This window comes from Micromonospora sp. NPDC049257, assembly GCF_040678915.1.
GTDB lineage: Bacteria > Actinomycetota > Actinomycetes > Mycobacteriales > Micromonosporaceae > Micromonospora > Micromonospora antibiotica.
The window spans coordinates 54,017-71,865 of the sequence record NZ_JBFAQU010000027.1 but is presented as its reverse complement, the minus strand read 5'-3'; the positions used below and the strand labels follow the sequence as shown (position 1 = coordinate 71,865).

The 17,849-nt window shown below is 73.8% G+C and carries 15 protein-coding genes; 9 read left to right on the top strand and 6 right to left on the bottom strand.

Features of this window, described 5'->3' with window-relative positions:
* Positions 1-232 precede the first annotated feature (232 nt).
* Together AB0K25_RS27250 and AB0K25_RS27245 are read right to left on the bottom strand one after the other, a co-directional pair.
* A complete protein-coding gene (locus tag AB0K25_RS27250) occupies positions 233-1,603 on the bottom strand; it encodes an FAD-dependent oxidoreductase (protein ID WP_363823413.1) in 1,371 nt (456 codons plus the stop codon).
* Between the two features lie 54 nt (positions 1,604-1,657).
* A complete protein-coding gene (locus AB0K25_RS27245; protein WP_363823410.1) occupies positions 1,658-2,797 on the bottom strand; it encodes a glutamate--cysteine ligase in 1,140 nt (379 codons plus the stop codon).
* 204 nt (positions 2,798-3,001) lie between these two features.
* On the opposite strand from AB0K25_RS27245, the gene lysX reads away from it, so the two are divergent.
* The 7 genes from lysX to AB0K25_RS27210 all read left to right on the top strand — a co-directional run bounded on the left by lysX (position 3,002) and on the right by AB0K25_RS27210 (position 12,446).
* Positions 3,002-6,364, top strand: coding sequence for a bifunctional lysylphosphatidylglycerol synthetase/lysine--tRNA ligase LysX (gene lysX / locus AB0K25_RS27240; RefSeq protein WP_308290901.1), 3,363 nt, complete (start codon positions 3,002-3,004; stop codon positions 6,362-6,364).
* Positions 6,361-7,062 carry a DUF998 domain-containing protein gene (locus AB0K25_RS27235; RefSeq protein ID WP_363823407.1) on the top strand — a complete coding sequence of 234 codons (702 nt, stop codon included), beginning with the start codon at positions 6,361-6,363 and terminating at the stop codon, positions 7,060-7,062. The genes lysX and AB0K25_RS27235 overlap by 4 nt, the downstream gene beginning before the upstream one ends.
* The gene (locus tag AB0K25_RS27230; protein WP_363823404.1) at positions 7,059-7,889 is read left to right on the top strand and encodes an alpha/beta hydrolase; all 831 of its coding nucleotides are present in this window, start codon (positions 7,059-7,061) and stop codon (positions 7,887-7,889) included. Before AB0K25_RS27235 ends, AB0K25_RS27230 begins: the two co-directional genes overlap by 4 nt.
* Before the next feature lie 10 nt (positions 7,890-7,899).
* Positions 7,900-8,211 (top strand): DUF6412 domain-containing protein, encoded by a 312-nt coding sequence (locus AB0K25_RS27225; protein ID WP_357535031.1) that lies wholly within the window; start codon positions 7,900-7,902, stop codon positions 8,209-8,211.
* Between the two features lie 126 nt (positions 8,212-8,337).
* Positions 8,338-9,069, top strand: coding sequence for a membrane protein insertase YidC (gene yidC, locus AB0K25_RS27220; RefSeq protein WP_363823401.1), 732 nt, complete (start codon positions 8,338-8,340; stop codon positions 9,067-9,069).
* Positions 9,070-9,145: 76 nt separating this feature from the next.
* Entirely contained in the window at positions 9,146-10,582 is a 1,437-nt protein-coding gene (locus AB0K25_RS27215) for a carbohydrate-binding protein (RefSeq protein WP_357535027.1), read from the top strand.
* Between the two features lie 301 nt (positions 10,583-10,883).
* Positions 10,884-12,446, top strand: coding sequence for a cellulose binding domain-containing protein (locus AB0K25_RS27210; RefSeq protein WP_357535025.1), 1,563 nt, complete (start codon positions 10,884-10,886; stop codon positions 12,444-12,446).
* A 170-nt stretch (positions 12,447-12,616) separates the two neighbouring features.
* On the opposite strand, the gene AB0K25_RS27205 is transcribed toward AB0K25_RS27210, so the two are convergent.
* Positions 12,617-13,288: a DedA family protein gene (locus tag AB0K25_RS27205; protein WP_357535023.1), complete on the bottom strand. Its 672-nt coding sequence runs from the start codon at positions 13,286-13,288 to the stop codon at positions 12,617-12,619.
* A 201-nt stretch (positions 13,289-13,489) separates the two neighbouring features.
* The gene (locus AB0K25_RS27200; RefSeq protein WP_357535021.1) at positions 13,490-14,098 is read right to left on the bottom strand and encodes a DUF1349 domain-containing protein; all 609 of its coding nucleotides are present in this window, start codon (positions 14,096-14,098) and stop codon (positions 13,490-13,492) included.
* Between the two features lie 111 nt (positions 14,099-14,209).
* Here AB0K25_RS27200 and AB0K25_RS27195 point away from each other — a divergent pair, with 111 nt between their 5' ends.
* Both AB0K25_RS27195 and fabG read left to right on the top strand, forming a co-directional pair.
* Positions 14,210-15,862 carry an alpha-amylase family protein gene (locus AB0K25_RS27195; RefSeq protein WP_363823397.1) on the top strand — a complete coding sequence of 551 codons (1,653 nt, stop codon included), beginning with the start codon at positions 14,210-14,212 and terminating at the stop codon, positions 15,860-15,862.
* A 99-nt stretch (positions 15,863-15,961) separates the two neighbouring features.
* Positions 15,962-16,720 (top strand): 3-oxoacyl-ACP reductase FabG, encoded by a 759-nt coding sequence (gene fabG / locus AB0K25_RS27190; RefSeq protein WP_219464467.1) that lies wholly within the window; start codon positions 15,962-15,964, stop codon positions 16,718-16,720.
* 125 nt (positions 16,721-16,845) lie between these two features.
* Here the strand turns inward: fabG and AB0K25_RS27185 are convergent, their stop codons facing one another.
* A complete protein-coding gene (locus AB0K25_RS27185) occupies positions 16,846-17,271 on the bottom strand; it encodes a hypothetical protein (protein WP_208568378.1) in 426 nt (141 codons plus the stop codon).
* Positions 17,264-17,659, bottom strand: coding sequence for a hypothetical protein (locus tag AB0K25_RS27180; RefSeq protein ID WP_219464465.1), 396 nt, complete (start codon positions 17,657-17,659; stop codon positions 17,264-17,266). Before AB0K25_RS27180 ends, AB0K25_RS27185 begins: the two co-directional genes overlap by 8 nt.
* Positions 17,660-17,849: the final 190 nt, after the last annotated feature.

Genomic DNA, 17,849 nt, shown 5'->3' with positions numbered 1-17,849 from the left:
GCCGCCCCGCCCCGCCTCGCGGCCTCGCTTCATTTGGGTTGGTCGCTGTCCGGCGGCCGCGGCCCCGCCCAACTCTCCACAAAGGGACGCGTGCCGACGCACCGTGACGCGATGGTGCGGCGTGCGGCGCACGGTGGAGCGGTACGGCGCGCCTTGCGCGGCGGTGCGGCGCAGAGCGGGGCGGGGCAGGGTGGCGCGGGGTGGTCGGTGGGGGTGGGCGGGAGGCAGCGGGTCAGCGGTCGAGGGCGTCGACGGCCTTGCGGGCGGCGATCAGCACCGGGTCCCAGACCGGCGCGTACGGCGGGGCGTAGCCGAGGTCGAGGGCGGTCATCTCGTCCACCGTCATCTCGTTCCACAGCGCCACGGCCAGCGCGTCGATCCGCTTCGCCGCCTCGGATCGGCCGACGATCTGTGCGCCGAGCAGCCGACCGGTGGGCCGTTCGGCGATCAGCTTGACCGTCATCGCCTGGGCCCCCGGGTAGTAGCCGGCCCGGTTCGTCGACTCGGCGATCACCGAGACGAACTCGAACCCGGCCGCCGTGGCGTCCCGCTCCCGCAGCCCGGTACGCCCCACCTCCAGGTCGCACACCTTCGTCACGGCGGTGCCGATCACCCCGGGGAAGGTGGCGTACCCGCCGCCGATGTTGATCCCGGCGACCCGGCCCTGCTTGTTGGCGTGGGTGCCGAGCGGGATGTGCACCGACATGCCGGTGACCCGGTGCAGGGTCTCCACGCAGTCGCCGGCCGCCCAGACGCCGGGCACCCCGGCGACCCGCATCCGGCGGTCGACGCGGACCCCGCCGGTCTGGCCGAGCGGGAGACCGGCGGCGGCGGCGAGCGCGGTGTTGGGGCGTACGCCCAGGCCGAGGACCACGACGTCGGCCGGCACCGGGCCGGCGGAGGTGACCACCGCGGACACCCGGCCGTCGCGCTGCTCGACCCCGCTGACCGTGACACCGGTACGGATCTCGACGCCCAGCCCGCGCATCGCGTCGGCGACCAGGCCGGCCATGTCCTCGTCGACGGTGGCCATCGGTTGCTCGCCCCGCTCGACCAGGGTGACGGCGAGCCCGCGTTGGATCAGTGCCTCGGCCATCTCCACCCCGATGTAGCCGCCGCCGACCACCACCGCCCGGGTCGGCGTCGGGTCGGCGTCCAGCCAGGCCCGCAGCGCCGCCGCGTCGTCCAGGGTCTGGATGCCGAAGATGCCGTCGACGTCGTCGTCCGCCCAGTCGGGCAGGTTCGGGACGGAGCCGGTGGCGTACATCAGGGTGTCGAACGGTTCGCGGACCTCGCCGCCGTCGTCGAGCCGGCGGGCGGTGACCTCCCTGCGGTCGAGGTCGATGCCGGTGACCTCGGTACGCAGCCGTACGTCGATGGCGAAGTCGTCGCGGAAGGTGGCCGGGTCGCGGGCGATCAACGCGTCCCGCTCCTGCACCAGCCCGCTGATCCAGTACGGGATGCCGCACGCCGAGTACGACGTGAAGTGTCCCCGCTCGAACGCCACGATCTCCAGGTCGTCGACGCCCCGGCGGCGGCGGGCCTGGGAGGCCGCCGCCATCCCGGCGGCGTCCCCACCGACGACGATCAGCCGCTCCGTCACGACGCCCAGTCTTCCACGCGCCGGCCGCCCACGCGCCGGTCGTCACCTCGGCGGTCAGCCACGGGTCTGCCGGGCGACCTCGGTGACCACGTCCTCCAGCCGGCCCGACCGGGCGAACACGGCCCGCTGCCGGGCCGCCCCGGTGCCGTGCCGGCGCAGCGTGGCCAGCAGCTCGGTGACCTCGGCCAGGTCGTCGTGCGCCTCCAGGGCCGGGCGGACCCGCTCGACGAGCCGGTCGACCAGTTCCCAGGCCGGGCGCAGCTCACCGTTGGCCAGGTCGACGCAGTCGCCCTCCAACCCGTCGTGGGCGGCCCGCCAGTGCGCGGCCACCAGCAGGTGGTGGTCGGTGTTCACCGGCGGGCGGCCCGCCGCCACGTCGTCCATGGCGGTGGCGACCAGCGCCCGGACCAGCCCCGCCACCAGCACCGCGTCGTCGACCGACGGGCAGACGTCACCGATGCGGACCTCCACCGTCGGGTACTTCGCCGACAGCCGGGCGTACCAGTAGAGCATCCCCTCGTCGAGCATCACCCCGCTGGCGATCAACTGCCGGATCAGCCGCTCGTAGTGCTCGTACGACTCCAGGTAGGGGGTGGGCGCGACCGACGGCCAGCGTTCCCACTCGACGGAACGCCAGCTCGCGTAGCCGGTGTCGACCCCCTCGGAGAAGGGCGAGTTGGTGGTCATCGCGTGCAGCACCGGCAGCCACGGCCGGATGTGGTTGAGCACCTGCACACCGGTGTCCGGGTCCGGGACACCCACGTGCACGTGCATGCCGTTGTTGCCGGGGCCGGGCACCAGCAGCCGGAACCGGTCGATCATCCGGTCGAAGCGGGGCTTGTCCACCACCGGCGGCACCGGTCCCGCCACCGGGCCGGTGCCGATGGCCAGCACCCGGACGCCGGCCCGCTCGGCGGCGTCGGCCAACGCGCCGCGCAGCACACCCAGCGAGTGCCGGATCGAACTCAGCTCCAACCCGGGTGGGCTGCCGATCTCGATCTGGCTGGTCTGGAACTCCCGCTCCACCTGCCCGCGCAGTTCGGCCGGCACCTGCGCCATGACCAGGTCGACGGCGGGCACCGCGGCACCGGTGTGCGGATCGACCAGGAGGAACTCCTCCTCCACGCCCACCGTGAGCCGGTCGGGCCCGGTCCGCTCCGGAGCCATCGCCCCGGCCGCCACCCCACTGGTCATCGCCATCACCGTCCGTCCCGTCCCGCCGCGGCGGGTTCGCCACGGTGCTGTCCGGCCCATTACCCGCAGTGTCCGGCGGAGAAAACGCGACACGGCGAGCCATCGCCCCGGATGCTTACCATGACCCGGTCCCGCCGACCGGTGCCGTGCCGCACCCCCGCCCCGACCTGGAGCGGGTCGGGGCGGGAACGTGAGGGAGGTCAGGTGACCCCGACGACGGTGCCCCAGTCGGCGCCCCCGACCCCGGCGCGGCGGCCCGGCCACCCGCCCCGGCCGGCCGGGCGGGACTGGCGGCGGCAGGTGCCCCGGATGTTCGCGGCGCTGCTGTGGTTCATCGCCGCGATCTGCGCGCTGGCGGCGGTGAGCAGCGCGGCCAACGCCGAGTTCCAGCCGGTCCGGACCACCATCGACACGCTGCTGGTGCCGGCACCGGCCAACCTGGCGTACGCGGTGTTCCTCGGCACCCTCGCCGCGGCGGTGCTGCGCCGCAAGCGGCTGGCGTACTGGGTGCTGGTCGTCTACTTCATCCTCAGCCTGGTCGTCGGGGTGCTGACCGGCCTGGTGCTGGTGACCGTCGGCGCGGACCAGCTCACCGACGACGCCGGCCGGCAGCTGTTCACCCTGATCGACGCCGTCGGTGTCTGGGTGGGCATCGGGTTCGCCGCCGCCGCCCTGACCCTGCTGCTGACCGCCCGGCGGGAGTTCTACGCCCGGGTCCGCAGCGGCAGCACCCGCCGCGCCCTCGGGGTGTTCTTCGGCCTCGCCGCGGCTGCCGTCGGGCTCGGTTACCTGCTGCTCACCGCCGTGCCCGGCAGCCTGCGCAGCTTGCTGGACCGGGTCGGGTACGCCATCGAGAAGGTCTTCGGCGGGGCCATCACGCTGGACGTCACCCGGCAGGGCCAGGCCCCCGGCTGGGTCAACCTGCTGCTCGGCGGGATGGGCGCGGTCGCCTTCCTGGCCGGCCTGTTCACCCTGCTGCGTTCCCAGCGCGCCGCCGCCGTGCTGCACCCCGACGAGGAGCAGCGGATCCGGGAACTGCTGGCCCGCTACGGCGACCGGGACTCGCTCGGCTACTTCGCCACCCGACGGGACAAGGCGGCGATCTTCTCGGCCAGCGGGAAGGCGGCGCTGACCTACCGGGTGGTCAACGGGGTGAGCCTGGCCAGCGGCGACCCGGTGGGTGACCCGGAGGCGTGGGGTCCGGCCATCACCGCCTGGCTGGACCAGGCCCGGGAGTACGCCTGGACCCCGGCGGTGATGGGGGCCAGCGAGGCCGGCGCGCGGGCCTACCACCGGCACGGGTTGAAGGTGCTGCAACTGGGCGACGAGGCGATCCTGCTGGCCCGGGAGTTCGACCTGGGCGGGCGGGACATGCGTCCGGTCCGGCAGGCGGTGCACCGGGTCGAGCGGGCCGGTCACACCGCGCTGGTCCGCCGGCACCACGAGATCCCGCCGGACGAGCTGGCCGACCTCGCCGCCCTGGCCACCCGCTGGCGGGACACCGAGCACGAGCGCGGCTTCTCGATGGCGCTGGGCCGGCTCGGTGACCCGGCCGACGGTGACTGCGTGCTGGTGGAGGCCCGCGACGGCACCGGCCGGGTGCGGGCGCTGCTGTCGTTGAGCCCGTGGGGCACCGACGGCCTGTCGCTGGACCTGATGCGTCGGGACCGCACCGCCGAGAACGGGGTCACCGAGTTCATGGTGGCCGCGCTGCTCGGTGCGGCCCCCCGGCTGGGTGTCGAGCGGGTGTCGTTGAACTTCGCCGTGTTCCGGTCGGTCTTCGAGCAGGGCGCCCGGATCGGCGCCGGCCCGGTGATCCGGCTGTGGCGGCGTACGCTGCTGTTCTTCTCCCGCTGGTGGCAGTTGGAGTCGCTGTACCTGTCCAACGCCAAGTACCAGCCGCACTGGACGCCCCGCTACCTGTGCTTCGGCGAGCGGCGGGAGTTGGCCCGGGTGGGGTTGGCCGCCGCTGTCGCGGAGGGCTTCGTGGCGTTGCCCGGCGGCCGGCCGTCCCCGCTGTACGGGGCACCCCCGGCCGGTGGCGGGGTGGGGTTCGTGCCGCCGGACGCGGCCACGGTGCACGCGGTCAGCCCCGAACCGGCCCGCGAGCAGCAGCCCGAGCAGGTGCGGGTCCGGCGGGCGAAGCTGGACCGGCTACGGGCGCAGGGCGTCGAGGCGTACCCGGTGGGGTGGCCGCGTACCGACGGGTGTGCGGCGGTGCGGGCGCGGCACGCCGGGCTGGCCCCGGACACCGGCACCGGGGAGACCGTGTCGGTGGCCGGGCGGGTGCTGCTGGTCCGTGACCACGGTCGGATCTGCTTCGTCACCATCCGTGACGGCAGTGGCGACCTGCAACTGGTGCTGGAGAAGGAGCTGCCCCGGTGGCGGGCCACCGTCGACATCGGCGACCACGTCGGCGCGACCGGCGAGGTGTACGCCACCCGGCGCGGCGAGGTGTCGGTCCGGGTGGCCGACTGGCAGCTCACCGCCAAGTGCCTGCGCCCGCTGCCCGACAAGCACCACGGCCTGGCCGACCCGGAGGCGCGGGTCCGCCGCCGCTACCTGGACCTGGCGACCAGCCCGCAGGCCCGGGACCTGCTGCGCGCCCGCAGCGCCACCCTGACCAGCCTGCGGCGGACCCTGGTGTCGCGGGACTTCCTGGAGGTGGAGACGCCGATCCTGCAACGGGTGCACGGCGGAGCCAACGCCCGCCCGTTCGTCACCCACAGCAACGCCTACGACCTGCGGTTGACCCTGCGGATCGCCCCGGAGCTTTACCTCAAGCGGCTCGCCGTGGGCGGCGTCGAGCGGGTGTACGAGCTGGGCCGGGTGTTCCGCAACGAGGGTGTCGACTTCAGCCACAACCCGGAGTTCACCGTGCTGGAGGCGTACCAGGCGTACGCCGACTACCACGACATGCGGGAGCTGGCCCGGGAGCTGATCGTGGCGGCGGCGGTGGCGGTGCACGGGGCTCCACTGGCCCGTCGACCGGGCACCGGTGAGCTGGTGGACATCGGTGGGCCGTGGCCGGTGCACACGGTGCACGGGGCGGTCTCCGCCGCGCTGGGCGAGGAGGTGACCGTCGACACCGACGTCGCCACCCTGCGCCGGCTCGCCGACACGGCTCAGGTGCCGTACGACCCGGGGTGGGAGCGCGCCGAACTGCTGCTGGAGCTGTACGAGCGACTGGTCGAGGCGCGTACCGACGTGCCCACGTTCTACCTGGACTTCCCGACCGACGTGTCGCCGTTGACCCGGCAGCACCGGTCCGATCCCCGGTTGGCCGAGCGGTGGGACCTGGTGGCGTTCGGGATGGAGTTGGGCACCGCGTACTCGGAGCTGGTCGACCCGACCGAGCAGCGGCGACGGCTGACCGCCCAGTCGCTGAAGGCGGCCGGTGGTGACCCGGAGGCGATGGAGCTGGACGAGGACTTCCTCACCGCCCTGGAGTACGCGATGCCGCCGACCGGTGGCCTGGGGTTGGGCGTGGACCGGTTGGTGATGTTGCTGACCGGCCGGTCCATCCGGGAGACCCTGCCGTTCCCGATGGTCCGCGAGTCCTCGTGAACCACCCCCACCGTGACCCGGACCCGGGGGCCCGTGCGGGCGGCGGGCACCGGATCGCCCGGACGGGGGCGGCGGTGGCGCTGGTGGTGGCGGCGGTCTGTTACGCCTCCTGGTTGCTCGCCCCGGTGCTCAACCCGGGGCTGCGGCCGGTGCAGAGTTACCTGAGTGAGCTGGCCGCCCGGGACCAGCCGTACCACCTGGTCTTCCAGCTCGGCGACGTGACGACCGGGCTGTGCGCGACGGCGGCCGGGTTGCTGCTGGCCCGGGTGGTCCGGGAGGTGCCCCGACCGGCCTGGTGGGGGCTGCTGGTGTTCGGTGTCGCCACCGCCGTCGACGGCGGGTACACCTCGATGGACTGCGCCCCCTCGATCGACGACCGCTGCGCCCGGCTGGAGGAGGCGGGCGAGTTGTCCTGGCGGCACCAGGCCCACACGGTCACCTCGTCGGTGGCGGTGGCCGGCGCGCTGCTCGGCCTGGTGGCGGTCCTCGCCGTGCTGCGTGGTCCGGTCCGCCGCCGGGCCGGGCTGGTGGTGGCGGTGGTGCTGGCGGTCGGCACGGTCGGCACGCTGGTCGCCACCCTGCACCCCGAGTGGGGGTTGGGCCTGTGGCAGCGGGTCCAGCTCACCGGCCTGTCCGGCTGGCTGCTGCTCACCGCCGCCGTCGCCCGCCGGGGCCCCGGCCCGGAGCGCCCCCGGTGACCGGCCCGGCCACCGACGACCCGGCGGCGCGCGCCGGCGGACCGGGGGTGCTGCTCTGCCCGGGGATGGGGGAGGGGGCGGCGACCTGGGACCGGCTGGTGCCGCCGCTGACCGCCGCCGGGTACCTGGTGCGCCGGCTGGACCGGCCGGACGACACCCGGGTGCCCACCCTCACCGCCGAACTGGCCCGCGTGGACGCGGCGGTGACCGGGCTGGACCGGCCGGTGCTGGTGGCGCACTCGGCGGCGGCGCTGCCCGCCGAGGCGTACGCCCGACGGCATCCGGGGCGGCTCGCCGGGCTGGTGCTGGTGGACCCGAGCCTGGTGGACCCGGACGGGGCCGCCCGGTGGCGGCGGTGGTCGGCGTGGACGGCCGGCACGGTGGCGGCCGGGGCACCGGTGCTGGCCGGGGCGCTCGACCGGTCCGGTCTGGCCCGCCGGTACGGCCCGGGGGCGTGGCGTCGGGCGGTGCGCCCGATGAGCGTCCGCCCGCCCGACCCGACCGCTGCGGCGGCGTACGGCTGCGGATCGGTGCTGGTCGGGGCGCTGGTGCAGTGGCTGGCGTACCCGGCGGTGGCGGCGGAACTGGTGGCGTTGCGGGCGGTGACGGCGGCACCGACGCTGCCGGTGCGGGTGTTGACCGCGCTCGGCGACGTGCCCACCCCGGCCGGTCGGGCGGCGTGGCGGGCCGGACACGCCGCGCTGGCGGCGAGCTTCCCCGCCGGCCGGCAGGAGGTGTTGCGGGACGCCCGGCATCTGCTGCACGTGGACCGGCCGGAGACGGTGGTCGAGGCCGTCGCGGCCCTCCGACGTGACAGCGGGTCCTAGGCTGGCGGGCGTGTCGGGGCTGCGGGTGGTGACGGGTCTGTGGGCGTACGCGCTCGTCGGGCTGACCCTGCTCGCGGACCGGCCGGGTGACCTGCTCGCCGGTGCGGCGGTGGTGGCCGCGTTGCTGCTCGTCGTCCTGCTGGCGACCCGTCCCCGACCGACGGTCGGCCCCGGCACGGGGCGACGGCGGGCGGTCGGGTTACGCGACCGGGCCCGGCGTCGACGCGTACCCCGGCAGGTCGATCCGGACGCGGCGGGCCGACCCCGCCCCCGGGCACCCGGGGGTTCCCTCCCGGTCGGGTGGTCCCCGGTCGCGGGCTGATCCCGCGCGCCGCCGACCCCGACCGGTTCCGTCGTCATCCGTCCCACGGTGAACTGCCGACCGCCCTGACGGGCGGCCGGTCGACGTCCCGTGCGGACCTCCGGAATCGGACCGAGGGGTTCCCCCATGCTCGCCTTCTCACCTGTGCACGACGCGGCTGCCGCCGCGGGTTCCGTCGTCGGCTGGCTCGCCGGGCTGCTGACACCGCTGGCCGGCGGGGCCGCCACCGCCGCCGCCATCGTGCTGTTCACCATCGCCGTCAGGCTGTTGATCTCACCGCTCACCGTCGCCCAGGTCCGCGCGGAGCGGCGTCGCGCGGCCCTCGCCCCGCAGTTGCGCCAGCTCCAGCAGCGGTACGCGGACGACCCGGCGACGTTGCAGTCGGAGGTGTTCGCGCTCTACCGCCGGGCCGGGGCGTCGCCGGTGGCGGGGTGCCTGCCGGCGCTGCTCCAGGCTCCGTTCTTCCTGGTCATGTACCGCCTGTTCGGCACCGGTGACGGTGCGGTCGGGCTGCTCGACGCGCGGCTGGCCGGGGTGCCGCTGGGCTGGCACCTGGGCGATGGGCTGACCCTGTCGGTGCTGCTGGTGTTCGGGGTGCTGCTGGCGACCCTGGCCGGCCTGGCCACGGTGCTGTCCCGGCGGGCGGCGGCGTCGGCCGCCGCGCCGACGGACCAGCCGGGGGCGGCGTTGCTGGCCCGGGTGCTGCCGCTGCTGCCGTACGGGACGGTGTTGCTGGCGTTGGTGGTGCCGTTGGCGGCGGTGCTCTACCTGGTCACCACCACCGGGTGGACGGTGGCGGAACACGTGCTGCTGCGTCGGCCGCAACCGGTGCCGGCCGGAGCCATCGACGAGCGTTGACAAATGGTGGGACGGGAGCGTAGAAAACCGCTCAGAGAGCGCTCTCTTTGCTCCCGTCCCCCAGAGAGGCATCCCGATGAACGCTGTCCCGGCGGCTCCGGTCGCCCCCACCGCCCCGCGCCGGCCCCGCCACCGGCTCGCCCTGGCGGTCACGCTCGCCGCTGCCACCGCGCTGACCGGCGTCTCGGTCGCCGCCCAGGCCGCCGTCCCGTCGCCGCCGTCGGGGTGGAGCCTGATGTGGAGCGACGACTTCACCGGTGGGGCCGGCACCCTGCCGTCCTCGGCCAACTGGATCGTCGACACCGGCACCAGCTACCCGGGCGGCCCGGCCAGCTGGGGCACCGGCGAGATCCAGACGTACACCGGCAGCACCGCCAACCTGGCCCACGACGGGTCCGGCAACCTGCGGATCACCCCGCTGCGCGACTCCGCCGGCCGGTGGACCTCGGCCCGGATCGAGACCGTGCGCACCGACTTCAAGCCCCCGTCGGGCGGGGTGCTGGCGATCGAGGGGCGAATCCAGATGCCCAACGTCACCGGCGCCCAGGCGGCCGGCTACTGGCCGGCGTTCTGGGCGCTCGGCGCACCCTACCGGGGCAACTACCAGAACTGGCCGGGCATCGGCGAGATCGACGTGATGGAGAACGTCAACGGGCTCAACCAGGTCTGGGGCGCGCTGCACTGCGGGGTGGCCCCCGGCGGCCCGTGCAACGAGTTCAGCGGGCTGGGCGCGACCCGGGTCTGCCCCGGCAGCGCCTGTCAGGCGGCCTTCCACACCTACCGCACCGAGTGGGACACCTCGGTCAGCCCGCAGCAGCTGCGCTGGTACGTCGACGGGCAGCTGTTCCACACCGTCACCCAGACCCAGGTCGGGGCCAGCTACTGGGCGCAGATGACCGGCCACGGCGGTTACTTCCTGCTGCTCAACGTGGCGATGGGCGGCTCCTTCCCGGACGGGGTGGCCGGTGCCGTCACGCCGACCGGCTCCACCGTCTCCGGTCGGCCGATGCTGGTCGACTACGTCGCGGTCTACCGCCGGGGCGGTGGCTCCACCCCGACGCCCACCCCCACCACGCCGGCCCCGACCACCCCGCCGCCGTCGGGCACCGTGGACGCCTACTCGACGATCCAGGCCGAGGCGTTCTCCGGGCAGAACGGGGTGGCCGTCGAGACCTGTGCCGAGGGCGGGCAGAACATCGCCGCGCTGCGCAACGGTGACTGGGCCCGCTACGACAACGTGGACTTCGGCAGCAGTGGCCCGCGCGACTTCCTGGCCCGGGTGGCCTCCGGCGCGGCGGGCGGGGTGAGCGGCCTGGTCGAGGTGCGGGTGGACAGCCCGACCGCCACCCCGATCGGCAGCTTCGCCCTGGCCAACACCGGCGGCTGGCAGAGCTGGCGGTCGGTGCCGGGCAACGTGTCGGCGGTGACCGGGCGGCACACCGTCTACCTCACCTTCAGCAGCGGCCAGCCGGCCGACTTCGTCAACGTCAACTGGTTCACCTTCCGCCGCTGACCGGGCGGTGCGGGGTCCGCGCCGGGGTGGCGCGGACCCCGCACCCATGCGCCGGGCCGGCCCGCGACCCGGCGACCGCCCACGCCGGTGTGGTCGGGTCGGGGCGGCGGGGAGTGGGCGGCCGGAAAGGGCTCTGGACATTAACAGTTAAGAGTCTTAATAATGAGCGCGGACGTGGACGATCGTGGATCGGTTCATCGTCGTCCCGGCGGTCCCACCCCCGGACCGCGCCCACCGGACCGCGCACGCGGCCCGGTCGCACCCCCGCCCCCGACCCGCTCCGGTCCACTGGAGGCCACCCGTGAGACTCCGCTCCCCCCGCGCGGCAACCCTCGCCGTCGCGCTCGCCGCCGCCCTGGTCACCGGCACGCTCGTGGCCCCGCCGGCCGCGTCCGCCGCCACCGCCGCCTTCGTCCGCACCGCCAGCTGGGGCAGCGGGTACGAGGCCAAATTCACCGTCACCAACGACACCTCGACCGCGATCAGCTCGTGGACCGTCGCGTTCGACCTGCCCTCGGGCAGCACCGTCGGGTCGTTCTGGGACGCCCGGCTGAGCAGCTCCGGCCAGCGCGTCACCGCCCTCAACCAGAGCTGGAACGGCAGCCTCGCGCCGGGCGCCAGCACCACCTTCGGCTTCGTCGTCGCCGGCACCGGCGACCCGACCAACTGCACCGTCAACGGCGGGGCCTGCACCGGCGGCGGCCCCGGCAACCCGACCGGCCCGGCCACCCCGGGCGGGCTGCGGGTCACCGGCACCACCGCGTCCGCGGCCACGCTGGCCTGGAACGCCGTCTCCGGCACGGTCACCGGCTACCGGATCTACGAGGGCGGCACGGTGAAGGCCACCGTCACCGGCACCTCGACCACCGTCTCCGGGCTGGCCGCCTGCTCCACCCACAGCTGGACCGTCACGGCCTACAACGCGGCCGGTGAGTCGGCGAAGTCGGCCCCGGTGTCGGCCACCACCACCGGCTGCACCGGCGGCAGCGGCACGATGGCCGCCGCCCCCTACCTCTACCCCGGCTGGGGTGACCCGCCCGCACCGGCCACCGTGATGGGAGCGACCGGGGTGAAGTGGTTCACCATCGCGTTCGTGCTCTCCGGCGGTGGCTGCACCCCCGCCTGGGACGGCTCCGGGCCGCTCACCGGGGGCGCGCACGCCAACACCATCGCCGCGATCCGGGCGGCCGGCGGCGACGTCATCCCGTCCTTCGGCGGCTGGAGCGGCAACAAGCTCGGCCCGAACTGCGCGTCGGCCAGCGCCCTCGCCGGGGCGTACCAGCAGGTGATCAACGCGTACGGGTTGAAGGCGATCGACATCGACATCGAGAACAGCGACGAGTTCGAGAACGAGGTGGTGCAGGACCGCATCCTCGGCGCCCTGAAGATCGTCAAGCAGAACAACCCGGGGATCAGGACGATCGTCACCTTCGGCACCTCGACCACCGGGCCGTCGTACTACGGCACCCGGCTGGTCAACCAGGCCGCCGCGCTCGGCGCGAACATCGACACCTTCACGATCATGCCGTTCGACTTCGGCGGCGGGGCGAACATGTACCAGAACACCGTCAACGCCGCCGAGGGGCTGAAGACCACGCTGAAGTCGGCGTTCGGCTGGTCCGACGCCACCGCGTACGCGCACATGGGCATCAGCGGCATGAACGGCCTGTCCGACCAGCGGGAGCTGACCTCGCCGGCCACCTGGACGCAGATCCGGGACTGGGCCAAGGCACGGGGGCTGTCCCGGTTCACCTTCTGGTCGGTCAACCGCGACCGCGCCTGCCCGGACGGGGGAGTGGTCGCCAACTGCTCCGGCATCGCCCAGAACCTCTGGGAGTTCACCTCGATCACCGCGAGGTTCTGAACACCACCGCCCGGTGGGGCCGGCCGGTCCGACGGTCCGGCTCCACCGGCGGGGCGGCTGCTCGGCCGGGCGGTCCTCATGCCCGGCCGTTGCCTACTGGCCGTACCTCTCAACCCGCCCTCGCGGCCCTTCGGGCGGGGTGAACCCCGTCGGGCGGCGCGGTGGTCCGGTCAGTGGTCGGCGGACACCGACCGTCGGTCACCCCGGTCGCGGCGGGAGCGGATCTTCTTGCCCGCCCAGCTCACGATCATGACGGCGAAGACCGCGAAGATGGCGTAGTTGAACCAGTCGCTGTACTTCTCCACGTCCTGCCAACGCGAGCCCAGCGTGTAACCGAGGCCGACCACCAGCGCGTTCCACACCCCGCTGCCCAGGGTGGTGAGCAGCACGAACTCGCCCATCGGCATCCGGTTCGCGCCGGCCGGGACGGAGACCAGGCTGCGCACCACCGGCACCAGCCGGCCGATCAGCACCGCCCACCGGCCGTGCCGCTCGAACCAGCGGTCGGCCTTCTCCAGGTCCTCCCGGTCGACCAGCGGGATGCGGTCCAGCCAGTGCTTGAGCCGTTCCTCGCCGATCGCCGCGCCGAGCCAGTAGAGCACCAGCGCGCCGACCAGCGAACCGACCGTCGCGGCGAGGACGATCACCACCAGGCTGAACCGGCCCTCGGCGGCTAGGTAGCCGGCCATCGCCAGCACGATCTCGCTCGGGATCGGCGGGATGATGCTCTCCAACGCCACCAGGAAGGCGACGCCGACCGCGCCGAGGGAGTCGATGACGCCCGCCACCCATCCGGTCAGCCCGGTGAACTTGTTCGGGTCGACGTTCTCGGCGAGAGCCATGGGCGTCCTTCCAGCGGGCCGGCGGGATCGGACAGTGGTACCCAGCCGGCCACCACTTACACCTTGCGGTGAGGGGGCCCACCCGCCGAACCCCACCGGTGCCCGGTCGCGCCGTCCGACCCACGCCACCAGGAGACCGGTCGCAGCCGGTCGTGCCGCCAGGAGACCGGCGGTCGCAGCCGGTTGAGCCGGGGCTCAGTCTCAGGGGTGCAGTCCCCGGTCCGCCGGACCCTGTCGCCAGCCGGTGAACCGGACGGTCAGCCCGCCCCGGGTGGGCGCACAGCAGAACGGCCCGGCCAGTGCCACCGCGTCCGGGGCGAGCGGGGCGAGCCGCACCAGCCGCCACGGCTCGTCGGCGGCCCGAGCCCGGACCGTCAGCGCGTCGCCGCTGCGGCTGGCCCGCACGGTCACCTCCCGGCCCTGCCAGTCCGGCACCGGGGCCACCGACCAGTCGGAGAACTCCCGGGTCACCACCGCGCCGACCTGCGGCAGTCCGTCGCTGACCTCCACCCCGGCCTTGATCCAGTTCCGCTCGTCCACCCGCACCAGCACCCCGGCCTGGTCGAACTGGGCGGTGTAGTCGAGCAGGAAGTCCACCTCGACCGCGCCGTCGGCCGGCAGCGGGGCGAGCAGCGCCGGCCCGTCGTCGTGGACGAAGCCGTAGCTGGTGTGCCGCCACAGGTCGCTGTTGGCGGCCGGCTCCACCAGCAGCGCGCCGTCGCCGGCCCGGTCCACCCGTACCGGTGGGTGCAGCCACCGGCCCTCGTCCCAGTCGACCGTCCGGGAGCCGTCCATCGGATGCGCAGCCATGCCCGGACCGTACCCCGCACCGGCCCGTCCGGGTCGGCGCGGTGGCCACCGACGGACGATGGAACGGGCCTCGCGTTTGCGGCGTCGAGCGATCGGAGACATTAGGCCGGCATGGGTGACAGGTGGTATTCCGAGGCCGTCGTCTACTGCCTCGACGTCGACACGTACGCGGACTCCGACGGTGACGGGGTCGGTGACTTCCGGGGCCTCATCGGCCGGCTCGACTACCTGGCGCGGCTGGGGGTGACCTGCCTCTGGCTCAACCCGATCCACCCCTCGCCCAACCAGGACGACGGCTACGACGCGACCGACTTCTACAACGTCGACCCGCGCCTGGGGACCCTCGGCGACTTCGCCGAGCTGCTGCACCAGGCGCAGAACCGGGGCATCCGGGTCATCATCGACCTGGTGGTCAACCACACCTCCGACCAGCACCCGTGGTTCCAGTCCGCCAGGTCCTCGCCCGACTCGCCGTACCGTGACTGGTACGTCTGGGCCGACCACGAGCCGGCGGACCGGCACCAGGGCATGGTGTTCCCGGGCGAGCAGCACGAGACGTGGAGCTACGACCGGACCGCCAAGGCGTGGTTCTACCACCGCTTCTACACGTTCCAGCCGGACCTGAACATCGAGAACCCCAAGGTCCGCGCCGAGATCAAGAAGATCACCTCGTTCTGGCTGCAACTCGGCGTCTCCGGATTCCGGATGGACGCCGTGCCGTTCATCATCGAGCAGACCGAGCCGGGCAACCCGAACGCGCCCAAGGACTTCGACTTTCTCACCGACCTGCGCCAGCACGTGCAGTGGCGACGCGGCGACGCGGTGCTGCTGGCCGAGGCGAACGTCGAACCGGACCAGTTGCCTGTCTACTTCGGCGACGGCAGCGGCTCGGGCAACCGGATCCACATGCTCTTCGACTTCATGCTCAACGGCCGGCTGATGCTCGCCCTCGCCCGGGAGGACCCGGAGACGATCGTCGACGCGCTGCGCGACACCCCGAAGCTGCCCACCGGCGGCCAGTGGGCGACCTTCCTGCGCAACCACGACGAGATCGACCTGTCCCGGCTCACCGCCGACCAGCGCAACGACGTGCTGGCGAAGTTCGGGCCGGACGAGAACATGCAGCTCTACGGTCGGGGCATCCGGCGGCGGCTCGCCCCGATGCTCGGCAACGACCGCCGGCACATCGAGCTGGCGTACGCGCTCCAGTTCTCGTTGCGCGGCACGCCGGTGCTGCGCTACGGCGAGGAGATCGGGATGGGGGAGAACCTCGCGCTGGACGGGCGGGACGCGATCCGTACCCCGATGCAGTGGTCGTACAAGGAGAACGGTGGTTTCTCCACGGCGGACCCGGAGAAGCTGATCCGCCCGGTGATCGACCAGGGTGACTTCGGCTACCAGCAGGTCAACGTCACCGCCCAACGGGGCGACTCGACGTCCCTGCTGGCCTGGTTCGAGCGGATGATCCGGACCCTGCGGGAGGCCCCGGAGATCGGTTCCGGCTCGACCTCGCACATCGACGTGCCGATGCCGGCCGGGGTGCTCGCGCACCGCGCCGACGGTCCGACCGGCACCATGGTCTTCCTGCACAACCTCGGTACCGAGGACGTGGAGGTGGATCTGAGCACCCTGGCCGCCGAGGCGGACCTGCCGATCGACGTCCTGACCGACCGGGGTTACGGCGACGTCGGCAAGCTGGACAGCCTGAAGCTGGGCGGGCACGGCTACCGCTGGATCCGGCTCTGCCGTTCCACCACCTACTGACCGTCACCCCCCGTCGACGTCCCGGCCCGGCCGGGACGTCGACGGGGGGCGGGGCGGGTAGGCTCCTCCGATCGAGCCAGAAGTTACCGGGAGGTAGTCATGTCGGAGGAGTCCCGCGTCGCCATCGTCACCGGAGCCGCGCGCGGCATCGGCGCGGCCACCGCCCGGCGGCTGGCCGCCGACGGCATGGCCGTCGCCGTGGTCGACATCGACGAGGCGGCGACCGGGCCGACCGTGGACGCGATCACCGCCGCCGGTGGCCGGGCCGTCGGTGTCGGCGCGGACGTCGCCGACCGGGACCAGGTGGAGGCCGCCGTCGAGCGGGTCGCCACCGAGTTGGGCGGGCCGACGGTGCTGGTCAACAACGCCGGGGTGCTGCGGGACAACCTGCTGTTCAAGATGACCGACGCCGACTGGGACACCGTGCTGGGGGTGCACCTGCGCGGCGCGTTCCTGTTCAGCCAGGCCGCCCAGCGGCACATGGTCGAGCAGAAGTACGGCCGGATCGTCAACCTGTCCAGTACCTCGGCGCTGGGCAACCGGGGCCAGGCCAACTACGCGGCGGCCAAGGCCGGCCTCCAGGGTTTCACCAAGACCCTCGCCATCGAGCTGGGGCCGTTCGGGGTGACGGTCAACGCGGTCGCCCCCGGCTTCATCGTCACCGACATGACCGCCGCCACCGCCGCCCGGATGAAGGTCGACTTCGACGACCTGCAGAAGCACGCCGCCGCCGAGATCCCGGTCCGTCGACCCGGCCGCCCCGAGGACGTCGCGCACACCATCTCGTTCCTGGTCAGCGAGGGCGCGTCCTTCGTCTCCGGGCAGGTCATCTACGTCGCGGGCGGCCCGAAGGACTGACCGGGCCGGGGCGTCCGGCCCTGGGCCGGCGTCAGCCGTCAGAGCCGGCGTCAGGACCCGGACCGGGAGCCGGCGTCGGGAGTCGGGCCGGGAGCCGGCGTCAGGACCCGGACCCGGGGCCGGCGTCAGGAGTCGGCGGCGGTGCGGGTGCGGGTGCTCCAGAGCCAGAGCAGCCCCAACACCGGCAGCACCAGCGGGATGTAGCCGTAGCCGCTGCCGAAGCCGGACCAGACCGTCTCGTCGGGGAAGAGTTCGGCGTCGACCAGGCTGAGCACGCCGACGCCGACCACCCCGACCAGCTCCACCGAGCAGCAGGCCAGCGCGACCCGTCGGCCGGCGTGCCCGGCGCGGGCCAGCCCGACCGCCGCCACGATGTAGATCAGCGCGGCCACCGCCGAGAGCAGGTACGCCACCGGCGCCTCGTCGAACTTCGTGGCGATCTGGAGTGCGGCCCGGGAGGTGGCGGCGATGGCGAACAGAATGTAGACGGCGATCAGCAGCCGTCCCGGCCCCGCGTTGGTGGCGCGCGCCGACGCCCGGGTGTCAACCACCGACGACCTCCCAGGTCTGCTGGAGCCGGACCACGACCACCGGCAGGACCAGGCAGACCGCGCAGACGATCGCCGACCCCCACCGGGTCGGCTCCATCCTGGCCAGCACCCAGGCCAGCGGGGGCAGGCAGACCAACGTCACCAGATATCCGAAGAACGCGCCGGGTTCGCCGGCCCGGTCCCCGCCGACGACCGCGACCAGGGCAAGGGTGGTCAGCGCGAGCAGCGCCACCTCCAGCAGGCCCAGGCCGACGGACTGCACGAGGTCCGGCGGCCGGTGCCGGACCGCCGCCACCAGGCTCCACAGCGCGAGTACGAGCGACAGCACGATCGTCGCCGTGGCGAGGACCCCGTCCACCGGCGAGCCGGCCGACGCCGCGGCGGTCATCGCGGCCCTCCGATGGGTGTCTCGGTCACCGGCACAGCCTACTAACCAGCGTAGTAATCGCTGTCGTCCCGGTCCCCGTCCCGGATGGCCCCGGTCCCGGTCCGGCGAACCGGTCCCGGTCCGGCGAACCGGTCCCGCCGGAGCGGGCGGTGCGGACGGCCGGTCGCCACGCGGACAACGGCGTTCCCGG

Excerpts from the sequence above, each read along its gene's own strand:
- AB0K25_RS27245 (WP_363823410.1), bottom strand. The coding sequence starts at position 2,797 with ATGACCAGTGGGGTGGCGGCCGGGGCGATGGCTCCGGAGCGGACCGGG.
- yidC (WP_363823401.1), top strand. The coding sequence starts at position 8,338 with ATGCTCGCCTTCTCACCTGTGCACGACGCGGCTGCCGCCGCGGGTTCC.
- AB0K25_RS27215 (WP_357535027.1), top strand. The coding sequence starts at position 9,146 with ATGAACGCTGTCCCGGCGGCTCCGGTCGCCCCCACCGCCCCGCGCCGG.
- AB0K25_RS27205 (WP_357535023.1), bottom strand. The coding sequence starts at position 13,288 with ATGGCTCTCGCCGAGAACGTCGACCCGAACAAGTTCACCGGGCTGACC.
- AB0K25_RS27200 (WP_357535021.1), bottom strand. The coding sequence starts at position 14,098 with ATGGCTGCGCATCCGATGGACGGCTCCCGGACGGTCGACTGGGACGAG.
- AB0K25_RS27195 (WP_363823397.1), top strand. The coding sequence starts at position 14,210 with ATGGGTGACAGGTGGTATTCCGAGGCCGTCGTCTACTGCCTCGACGTC.
- fabG (WP_219464467.1), top strand. The coding sequence starts at position 15,962 with ATGTCGGAGGAGTCCCGCGTCGCCATCGTCACCGGAGCCGCGCGCGGC.
- AB0K25_RS27180 (WP_219464465.1), bottom strand. The coding sequence starts at position 17,659 with ATGACCGCCGCGGCGTCGGCCGGCTCGCCGGTGGACGGGGTCCTCGCC.